6 protein-coding genes are annotated in these 9779 nt (G+C 34.5%); 5 read left to right on the top strand and 1 reads right to left on the bottom strand.

Annotated elements, in window-relative coordinates:
- On the bottom strand, positions 1 to 709 hold a 709-nt coding region (locus Q0543_RS10140), incomplete at its 3' end, for a type IX secretion system membrane protein PorP/SprF (RefSeq protein ID WP_299252200.1).
- 108 nt (positions 710 to 817) lie between these two features.
- On the opposite strand from Q0543_RS10140, the gene Q0543_RS10135 reads away from it, so the two are divergent.
- From Q0543_RS10135 to Q0543_RS10115, 5 genes are all read left to right on the top strand, one after another.
- Positions 818 to 1393 (top strand): sigma-70 family RNA polymerase sigma factor, encoded by a 576-nt coding sequence (locus Q0543_RS10135; RefSeq protein WP_299252196.1) that lies wholly within the window; start codon positions 818 to 820, stop codon positions 1391 to 1393.
- Complete coding sequence (locus Q0543_RS10130) at positions 1390 to 2508, top strand: gliding motility-associated C-terminal domain-containing protein (protein WP_299252194.1); 1119 nt, start codon at positions 1390 to 1392, stop codon at positions 2506 to 2508. Before Q0543_RS10135 ends, Q0543_RS10130 begins: the two co-directional genes overlap by 4 nt.
- Positions 2508 to 4124, top strand: coding sequence for a leucine-rich repeat domain-containing protein (locus Q0543_RS10125; protein ID WP_299252192.1), 1617 nt, complete (start codon positions 2508 to 2510; stop codon positions 4122 to 4124). The genes Q0543_RS10130 and Q0543_RS10125 overlap by 1 nt, the downstream gene beginning before the upstream one ends.
- A 248-nt stretch (positions 4125 to 4372) precedes the next feature.
- Positions 4373 to 9337, top strand: coding sequence for a T9SS type A sorting domain-containing protein (locus tag Q0543_RS10120; protein WP_299252190.1), 4965 nt, complete (start codon positions 4373 to 4375; stop codon positions 9335 to 9337).
- A gap of 64 nt (positions 9338 to 9401) precedes the next feature.
- The coding region (locus Q0543_RS10115; protein WP_299252188.1) for a DUF6702 family protein at positions 9402 to 9779 on the top strand (378 nt) is incomplete at its 3' end.

Below are 9779 nucleotides of genomic sequence, written 5' to 3'. Positions count from 1 at the left end.
ATTCTACTAATTTTTGCATGGTAATGATTGCGGCAACCTGCAAATCGTTTGTGGTTTTTTGTTGATGTTTATACCAAGCATGCGTAGTCAATTGAATATTTGGATTAATAAAAAAAGCATAACTTGCATTTAAATTATACTGTCTCGTCAATTCAAACGTTTGTCCGATTGGACTAAGTTTACCTTGAAATACTTGCTGCATGGAAGTACCTATTTTAAAATGCGTACCAACCAGCCACAATCCTATATTTCCGTCATATGTCAAATCAGAACCTCCTGCACTGGATTGTGTAGCTTTAAAAGCATAACTAACCATTCCAACAGACAATCCTGCAGATAAAAAATAAGAATCTGACAGTTTAATATCAAAGGAATACCTTCCATATGCTCTATTCTTACTAAAAAAGTCACCTTCGCTATTATTAAAAAGTTGTATTCCTAAACAATGCCTACTATTCGATTTTTTAGATTTAATACGAAAATTTGCATCAAAATACGTCTGTCTTACACCACGAAAAACACCCAACTGAGACTTATGCCCCAAATGTAAAACAAGGCTAGATGTATCCGAATTTGCTGGGTTTATTAAATAATAATTTTGAAAGAATTGTCCGTATACATCAGGCATAAGACTACCATTTTGTCCATTTGAAACAAAAGGTAGTATACATAATAACAAAGGAAAATACCATTTAAGGCTACAATTCATTGAGCAAATCAACATGAATTCTATTAATAATAAAATATTATTTACATTTATTACTTAAAATAACCAAAAAGGTTGTTACTTTTTGAAAGGGAGATTGTCATAAGATTAGTGGAGGATATAAACAGGACAATAATTGAGTGCATTAAAAACAGGCAAAACGACAAAGCATTGTCTTATTTGTATAGCCACACACTTAAAAAAGTAAAGAAATACATTCTAAGTAATAGTGGTTCTAATGACGAAGCAAATGATATATTTCAAGATGCGGTTATCATTTTCTTTAAATCTGTTATTGAGAATAAATTTGAACTGACATCATCTGTTGATGCATATATTTTCACCATTAGTAAAAACTTATGGATCAACACAGCAAAGCGAAAACGCAATCTAGTTCATGTAGACATCGAATCACACGTTTTATCTGCAGATTCAAGCAGTCAGCTTGACAACATGATTACTAAAGAAAAACGAAACGCATTAGATATTGCTTACAGTAAACTAGATGCAGCTTGTAGAAAATTGCTTGGTTTCGTTACGTATGAAAAAATTAGCATGAAAGAACTTCAGGAAAAGATGTCACTTTCAAGTGAGAATGCAGCTAAAACAATGCACTACAGATGTAAACAAGCTTTCCATAAAATTATTAAAGAAAATACAGATCTATTAAATATACTAAAGCCTTGAGACCAGATCTTGAAACATATTATCTGATTGACCAATACCTCGACAACAAACTCAAGGGCGAGGAATTGATTTCATTTGAACGTAAACTTTCAGATGACCCTACATTTGCTAAAGAGGTTGCAGAACATCGTATGTTGAATAATTTTATACTTGAAGCTGAACTAAAAGATGTTCGTAGCCAAATAGAAAAAGATTTAGCAAACATGACAAAGCCTTCGTTCATTCGTATGCATTGGCAATGGATAGGTTTAGGCATAGTATCTTTATCAAGTATTTTATATTTAAGCACTCCTGTAAAAAAAGATATAAGCACGCAGGTAAAACAAGCAGAGAAATATTCAACACATACAGCAACAACCATAATTGAAACTGAAAGAAAAATAGAAAACAACTTTCATACTTACAATAAAACAGAAACAAAGGCCCCAAGTGCAATTCAATATTCTGAAATTGAACCGGCTAAATTAAATAATACTGTTATATTGGATAGTGTGCATGTAACTCAAAAAGAAATACTACCTAAAATAGTACATACTACAAATAGTAACCAGACACCCGAAGTTTTAGTACCCGTTGTAGAAGAAGCTAAAAAAATAGATTGCTCAACAACAAAAATAACATTTTCGCTTGCTACAGAAACAACTTGTAACGACACCCAAACAGGTTCTATTACCATAGAAAAAATATCTGGTGGTGTTGCCCCCTATTCGTATTTATTAAATAATAAGAAAATCAAAGAAAAAAACATTTCTAATTTAGCTGCAGGCAATTATGAAATAAAAATATCAGATAAGAATGGTTGCCTCACTACAAATAGCGCTACTATTTTAGAGAAAAATTGTACACCAACAATTCAACAAGGTGCTAAATTTAATATAAATCCCACGATCGGAGAAACATGCAACATTCCCTTTAATACAGATAAAAAAGGAAATATTGCTATCTTTAACAGAGTTGGAAAAATCGTTTATCGAATACAGAACGCTTCGAACGAATTTATAGAATGGAGTGGCACGGATGGATATGGTGCACTTGTTGAGGCAGGCCTTTATATTTATATGATAGAGTATTCCGATGGAACAAAAGTAACAGGAGAAGTTAACATAACCAGATAATGAAAAAACATATATATATATTATTTGTTTATTTAATGTTTGCAGGAGCCTTTGCTACGAATGCACAAACGTATGTCATTCAGGATATCAATCTCCGAAATAAATTAATCAATGACTACCCTACATTAATGAATAATCAGGGAGAACTGATAATTTCTGCAGCACAAGCAATGTCTGTAGATTTAATATTAGACAATTCCAATATTTCAAATGCAGATGGTTTACAATTCTTTACAAGCACAGGTATTTTAAAAATACGAAACAATAAGCTTACAAATTTAAGTCAATTAGGTTTGATGAAAAATTTAAGAAGAGCTTATATAAATGGAAATAAAATAACAACTATCCCAAATTTATCTGCCTTATATCAATTAATTGACCTTTTTATTGCTGACAATAAAATAACTTCTATTTCTGGATTAGAAAACATAACAACATTGCAATTTTTAAATTTTGCTGGAAATGAAATATCAGAAATTCCAGACCTTTCTAAATTAGTGAATTTAAAAACCTTATCTGTTGGTTACAACCCAATAATATTGATGCCGGATTTAAGCATGCTGTTAAGTCTACAAAGATTAGAAATAGACCATACGACAATTTCAATCGTTCCAAGTTTATCAAAACTTATTAATTTGGAAATATTTAATTGCGACAGAACAAATTATTCAAACCTTTCTGATTTAGATTTAAATACAAAACTTGTAACACTAATAGCTTCAAATAGTAAATTAAGTTCTTTACCGATTTTAAGTAATAAACCAAATCTTACAACAATAGATGTAACTGGAAACTATCTTACGTTCGAGGATTTACTTCCCTTAACTACTCTAACTAATGTAACAACATTTAACTATACGATTCAACAAGACATATCAATTCCTTTATTTGTTGATGTACGTGAAAAAAATATTCACACGTACAATACGTCAATAGATGCATTAATTACTACGAATACATACACGTGGTTCAAAAATGGAACCCCAATTTTAATAAATTCTGTTGGAACATACACCCTAGACCCTATATTTTTAGGTGATTCGGGATCCTACGCAGTTCAAATCACAAATGCAGCTTTACCCAATCTGACTATAAGAAGTAACGCATCCAAATTAATTACACGACCTTGCATTGAAATAAATAAAATAAATTTTGAGATATTATCTTCAGATTGCCGTGAAGGATCTCTAATTGATTTAGAAGGAACAATTGTTGATGGCGCAGTTCTACCGGTGTACTTCATGCTTCAATCTACAAGTCCTGTAACGAATATAACAGGAACTACTTCTACAAAATTCTCTAAAATTATTCCGGGCACCTATGTATTAGAGGTAACTGACTCAAGAAATTGTACTACAAAAAAAATATTCTCGCTAGATAAAGGAGCAGACTGCGAATTTGTCTTTTCACCAAATGGAGACGGCATCATGGATAATTATTTCATCCCTAACACAGGTACCGTTGAAATTTACAATACAGCCAAGAAATTAATTAAAACATTACAGGTTCCGGCTTCATGGGATGGAACAACAAATAATGGTAGTCTAGCAGATGCAGGTTATTATGTCATAATAATAAATGGTTCAAGCTCTTTTGGCTTAAGCTTAATGAGGTAATTCAGAACATTTTACACTACTCCTATTTTTCATAAAAGACAACGATTTATTCGTTTTTTATATTTTTAATACTTTTTTTCAATTATTATTTTTTGTTCAAAATAAATAATAAAAATCCGTTACTATTCATTTTGGAAGGGGTCTTATTCCTAGACTTAACTATTCTAGATAACTAATTTCAAGAATTTATGAAAGGATTTAATATTCTCTCTCATTTGAAAAGAATCGTATTTATACTTTTATTTTCAATGCTTACTTTTCAATTAGCATTTGCTCAATACAACATGGAATATTTAAACCGTGGAATAGTAGCAGTGAGCACAGGAGGTTCAAATGTTTTCATTAGTTGGCGCTGGTTAGGTACAGAAGACAATATTACTTTTAACCTATATAGAAATGGAACTAAAATTAACGCATCTCCTTTGGCTGTGTGTAATTATACAGACAATGCTGGCAATAGCTCTTCTTCATATACAGTAAGAGCAATTGTTAATGGGGTTGAACAAGGAGAATCAGAAGCAGCTAAACCTTGGGCCCAACAATATTTAAAAATTCCGCTTAACATTCCAGCAGGTGGTAAAACACCAGATGGTGTATCATATACGTACAACGCAAATGATTGTAGTGTAGGTGATATTGATGGAGATGGGATTCAAGAAATTTTTCTTAAATGGGATCCATCAAACTCAAAAGACAATTCTCAAAAAGGATATACAGGAAATGTTTACATCGATTGCTACACAATGAAAGGTAGTTTTTTATGGAGAATTGATTTAGGCAAAAACATACGCGCGGGTGCGCATTATACACAGTTTCTTGTATACGATTTTGATGGTGATGGGAAGGTAGAAATGGCTTGTAAAACAGGTGACGGAACTAAAGATGGCAAAGGTGTTGTAATTGGTAACGGGAGTTCGGATCATAGAAATAGCAGCGGTTATATTTTATCTGGCCCCGAATATCTAACGATATTTAATGGACAAACAGGCGCAGCGATGTCAACTGTAAATTACACTCCAGCAAGAGGAACTGTATCCAGTTGGGGCGATAGCTATGGAAACAGAGTGGATCGTTTTATTGCGGCGGTAGTGTATTTAGATGGAGTACATCCTTCTATGGTTTTTGGTCGTGGTTATTATACACGTTTAGTGCGTTCTGCTTGGGATTTTAAAGGTGGAAAATTAGTTCAACGATGGATCTTCGATAGTAACAACTCTGGCAGCACTGCATACAAAGGACAAGGAAATCACCAAATGACTGTTGGCGATGTTGATGGCGATGGCAAACAAGAATTATGTAATGGCGCAAGTATAATAGATGACAATGGCTCTGGACTGTATGCTAATGGTCATGGACATGGTGATGCCCTACATATGAGTGATATGGATCCAGACAGACCAGGTTTAGAGATTTGGCAAAACAACGAAGAGCCCAAAAATTATGGCGATAACTGCATAGAATTAAAAGATGCTAAAACAGGAAAGACAATTTTTGCACCCTATAAAGGTAATCAAGGAGACATTGGACGATCAATGGCTGCAGATATTGACCCTCGTTATAAAGGCTATGAAATGTGGGCTCAAATGACTACGTATGCTACATTTAATTGTAAAGGTGTAAAAATTGCATCTAGTAGACCTTCTGTAAATTTTGCTGTATACTGGGATGGTGATTTACAACGTGAATTATTAGACGGTAGCAATATTGACAAATGGGATTACCTAAATTCGAAATCACAAAGAATCGTAACATTATCAGATGCTGCTTGGGGAAATGGAGTATCATGCAACACTACCAAAGCAACACCGAACTTATCAGGTGATATTTTGGGTGATTGGCGCGAAGAAGTAATCTTACATTCTGCCGACAATAAAAATTTATTGATTTATACAACAACAATTCCGAGTACGTATAAATTCAGAACATTATTACACGATCCACAATATCGAGTAGCAATTGCATGGCAAAACTCATGTTATAACCAGCCGCCGCACTTAGGTTATTATTTAGGATCTGACATGGCAACCCCTGCCAAGCCAAATATAAAAATTATTAATCCAGGAAACACAACTACATGTTCTGCATCCATTAGTAGTCCAACGAACACGATATGCGGAAGTGGAAGTGTTTTGCTTACGGCAAATGCAGGTTCTTCTTATAAATGGTTTAATGGCACAAATGAAGTTGGAACAGCTTCCACTTATTCAGCAAAAGCTGCAGGAAGCTATACTGTTCAAGTTACGAACGCTGCTGGATGCAAAGCTACCTCTAGTGCTAAAACAATTACACTAAATCCATTACCAATTATTACTCAATATGTAAAAGTCAATACAGGTGCATGGACTGAGATTGCATCTATTACAGCATGCGAAACAAGTAGTGTCAATTTAGGACCTCAGCCCAATGTTGTTGCAGGATGGTCTTGGACTGGGCCCAACAACTTCACCTCTACCCTTCGAGACCCAATACTTACAAATATACTTGTTACGAATGCAGGGAATTACATTGCAACCTATACAGATGCAAAAGGGTGTAAAGCAACTAGTACCTTTGAATTGAAAGTAACAAAACCAACATCTACAATTACGCCTCCTAATACTACAGTTATTCCTTTTGCAGGAAAAATAACTCTGAATGCAGTTACAGCTAACGGATATATCTACCAATGGAATAAAAACAATACGCCTATTTCGGCCGCAACAGAATCCTCTTATTCTGCAACCAATCCCGGTTCTTATACATTAACAGTTACAACCACGGGTACTACGAATTGTTCAGCTACTTCAAAAGCTGTCATACTTACTGCAGCTTTGATACCAAAAAAATACATTTATACATACGATAACAGTGGAAACTATTCTTGGACAAATGCCAATAACTGGTCTAACAAAGTAGTACCTTCTGCTATTGATACTATCATAATTCGTAGTGGTGAAGTGCAAATTGATAATCTAAACCACATGGCTCCTGTATATGTGGAAGCAAATGGAATACTTAGGCTTGTTTCTAATTCTAGTATTGACAATCTACATCTTCAAGGCGGAACACTAAAAGTATATACCAGTAATCCGCAATTCGATTTACAAGCAAATATCGTAGTCGAAAAACCATCTACAATTATGGCGGGTTCAATAGCCCAAACAGTATTTGCAATAAATGGTAAAATTACCGGTGCCGCAAACCTTTCAAAAACAAGTGTAGGTGTATTGATGATTAATAGCGATGCATCAGCATTTAAAGGCAAATGGGTTGTTGAAGAAGGGAAATTAAAAATACGTTCCATGACAGGCATGGGGGCCTGCGGAGTACAAGTAAAAGCAAACGCAAGACTTGATATTGAAACTGCTTCAGCTACTTCTATCTATTCGCTTGAAATTGACAGTACTGGTAGTGTAGATTTAGATACCGATTTAAATACAGAAGTTGCTGTATTTGGTTCATACAACATTGCTTCAGGTTCGTTCTTAAATGCAAACTACCCAACTTACATTGGTAGTACAGGCACTTTAAAAGTAACAAAAAGCATCATCTCGTTAAGTGGTAAAACGACATTCTGCCCAGGTAGCAATGTAACGATGACCGCTACACCATCTTCTTCATATAGTTGGAAAAACAATGCAAATCAGATTGCAGCTACTGCTACTTATACAGCAAATCAAACGGGGATATATGCAGTAGATATAACAAACAGCACGGGATGTAAAGTAAGTTCTGCTCCTGTAAAAACAAGCATTGCAACACCTACTGAAATCATTCAAAATATTAAAATAGACAATGGTACTTGGAATGCTGTCACATCCGCGAGTGTATGTACTAGCAGTACCGTTTCTCTTGGACCTTGGCCAACGAATACAGTGGGTTGGACGTGGATAGGCCCTAACAACTTTACCTCAACACTACGAAACCCCATTCTTAATAATGTTTCAGCCGCAAATGCAGGAACATATACAGCAACATATACAGACCCAAGTGGATGTAAAGCAACTAGCAACTTTACGCTACTTGTTAATGCATTGCCTGATGCATTAATAACTGCGCCTTCCAATTCTATCTGTTCAGGAAAATCCATTATATTAAATGCGAGTGCTGGAAATTCCTATAACTGGTACAAAGGATCAACACCCGTAGGAACAGCATCCACATTAACCGTTATCGATGCAGGTGCATATACTGTGGAAGTAACAAATAATAATGGTTGTAAAGCATTATCTGCAGCAACACAGATAAGTCTAAACGCCGTTACAGTTCCAACCATAACGGCGTCTTCCAACACTATCTGTTCAGGAAAATCCATTATCTTAAATGCGAGTGCTGGAAATTCTTATAACTGGTACAAAGGATCAACACCCGTAGGAACAGCATCCACATTAACCGTTACCGATGCAGGTGCATATACAGTGGAAGTAACAAATAACAATGGTTGTAAAGCACTATCTGCGGCAACGCAGATAAGTTTAAACACAGCTGATAAGCCTATAATAACAGCTCCAAATACAAGTTTCTGCGAGGGGAATTCAGTAATCCTAAGCGCTAGTAATGGGGAATTTTACAAGTGGTATAATAGTGGATCACTTGTTGGTGAGAACAAAACACTTAATGCTATTTCTTCAGGCAACTATGTTGTAGAAGTAACAAATGCAAGCGGTTGTAAAACCACTTCTGACCCTATAATTATAACAACAACAGAACCTACAATATGGTATGCAGATACGGATGGAGATGGTTTTGGAGATCCAAAAACAAAACAAACCCTATGCTGGAAACCAACAGGCTATATTGAAATTGCAGGTGATGCTTGTCCAACAGATCCTAACAAAACAACACCGGGCAATTGTGGATGTGGCAAAATAGAAACCTCTTGTTTCGATTGTGCAGGCATAGCAAATGGTTCTGCAACATTAGACAATTGCAATATCTGCACTGGCGGCACAACGGGCTTTACAGCTTGTGTAACAACAGCAACTATAAATGGCACACACGCGAATATTACCGTTATACCTCAACCATTTGATATCACAACAAAAATTTCGATTCACAACGTGGGCATTATTCAATCATATACCATTATTAGTGCAAATGGTGCATTGATAGAAACAAGAAGCGAATTAAATACAGAAGAAATAACCTTAGGTGAAGAATTAGCTTCAGGACTTTATACTGTAATCATTCGAACCGAAAAAGGAATGTATACAACTAAAATTGTTAAAAAATAAAAATCAATATTAAATATTCTTGTATATTGATTGATAAATCAAAATTATTCTATTCCTTTAAAATATGAATATTTCTTTAAAATCAAACAAGAGATTATTTGTTTTTGCATGTTTAACAGTATTACTGGTAATAGTTTCAAGCTTTAGACTGCATGAAATAAAAATATCGACAAGTGAAGTAACTATAACGAATACGACTGCAAAAATACACATAAAATTATTTGCTGACGATTTGGCTTCATGCTTATCTCAATTCACTAAAAAACACGTTCCATTTGAAGGCACCACTGTTGATGCAAAAACATTGGTGTCATTAAATCAATATATTAAACGAAATTTTGCATTATCTGTCAACAATATTCCTCTAACATATGAAATTTCAAATTCAGTTATTGACAATAATCAAGATGAGCAATTAAAAACAATAGAGTTAATTTATGTT

Source organism: uncultured Cytophaga sp. (genome assembly GCF_937863595.1).
Taxonomy (GTDB): domain Bacteria; phylum Bacteroidota; class Bacteroidia; order Cytophagales; family Cytophagaceae; genus Cytophaga.
Note: the sequence above shows the minus strand (reverse complement) of the source record. Positions and strands in the feature narration are given on the sequence as shown.